Genomic DNA, 856 nt, shown 5'->3' on the forward strand with positions numbered 1-856 from the left:
TTTTTTAGGAATATTGAATTACATTTCTTGAATCTCAATAGTGTCAATGATAATAGTTTCTTCTTTCGTAGGGTGGTACTCAGGGTTACTTAACAGTGTATCACGCAAGGAGTCTTTTAACTTATCACAACAAGGCTTAAATGATAAATATGTAATACCACCGTCAATTACGCCTCCAACAACAAATGCTAAATTATATGAAAGTATAAAAGCTGTAAAAATCTACGTTGAATTTTACAGCTTTTTGTGTATAATATAAGTAGTAGAAATAATACGAAATCAAAGGAAGGAGCTGAAAGAATATGGCAAATATTTTACCAGTGTCTGATTTGAGAAATTATAATGAAGTTTTGAAAAACTGTCATAAAGGAGAGCCAGTATATTTGACCAAGAATGGCAGAGGACGTTTTGTAGTTATGGATATTGAAGATTACGAGCGTGACCGTGCAGAGAAAAAACTTCTGATGAAGTTGCAGGAAGCCGAAGAAGCAGTGAAAGACGGTGAAGGTTGGCTGGATTTGGACGAATTGAAAGCACTTGTGGGGGAATAGGATGTTAAAACTGCGGATCAATCCGATTGTTGCAAAAGATCTGAAGAATATCCGGGATTATATTGCTGAAGATAACGAAGAATATGCTACAAAGACCATAAAGGAAATTTACGGTAAATTTGAAAATCTTCAGATGTTTCCGGGAATAGGCTCAGATCTTTCAAAACGAGTCAGCTTTCGGACAGATTATAAATATGCGATATGGGAAGATTATGCGATTATCTACAAGGTTGGAGATAAAGATGTGGAGATTTATAGAGTAGTCAACCGATATCAGGATATTACGAGAATCTTCGATTGATAAC

General features: G+C 35.2%; 2 protein-coding genes. Both read left to right on the forward strand.

Going from position 1 to position 856, the window contains the following annotated elements; genetic code table 11:
* Positions 1 to 302: 302 nt before the first annotated feature.
* Complete coding sequence (locus QVP40_RS11350) at positions 303 to 551, forward strand: type II toxin-antitoxin system prevent-host-death family antitoxin (protein WP_005333597.1); 249 nt, start codon at positions 303 to 305, stop codon at positions 549 to 551.
* A gap of 1 nt (position 552) precedes the next feature.
* Positions 553 to 852: a type II toxin-antitoxin system RelE/ParE family toxin gene (locus QVP40_RS11355; protein WP_022068524.1), complete on the forward strand. Its 300-nt coding sequence runs from the start codon at positions 553 to 555 to the stop codon at positions 850 to 852.
* The last annotated feature ends 4 nt before the right edge of the window (positions 853 to 856 follow it).

This window comes from Blautia sp. CAG:257 (assembly GCF_000433815.1).
Classification (GTDB): Bacteria; Bacillota; Clostridia; order Lachnospirales; family Lachnospiraceae; genus Blautia_A; species Blautia_A caecimuris.

Bases quoted from the DNA above. Each gene is read 5' to 3' on its own strand.
- QVP40_RS11350 (WP_005333597.1), top strand. From the start codon at position 303: ATGGCAAATATTTTACCAGTGTCTGATTTGAGAAATTATAATGAAGTT.
- QVP40_RS11355 (WP_022068524.1), top strand. From the start codon at position 553: ATGTTAAAACTGCGGATCAATCCGATTGTTGCAAAAGATCTGAAGAAT.